This window comes from Bradyrhizobium sp. Kon56 (genome assembly GCF_055807635.1).
In genome coordinates, this window is record NZ_JBVVOU010000482.1 from 1 (window position 1) to 260 (window position 260).

At 60.4% G+C, this 260-nt stretch carries 1 protein-coding gene; it reads right to left on the bottom strand.

Annotated features, from left to right (window positions below):
* Positions 1–260 (bottom strand): DUF3313 family protein (locus AC0L3B_RS39750; protein ID WP_473383355.1); only part of this gene is annotated, 260 nt, incomplete at both ends.

Here is a 260-nt window from a genome sequence, read left to right on the forward strand (position 1 = left end):
GCGAATTCCGGTGCCAGTACTCACTGCCGCCGCAAGGAACGCAACAGGCACGTATTCGTATGGCTTGAGGCTTTGGGTTTTACTGCTGACCGCCGTAATCGCCGCGCGCACCACCAGCACTCCGGGGCCCGGACCTTTGGCCAGCGGCATTGAACGGGCCAGTTCACGCTTGAGCGCCTGGTTGTAATAGTCATTGATGCCGCGCAGGGTGCTGTCTGGAATTCGCGTGGTGGCTTGAGGCTTGGGGTAGAACTGTGTGG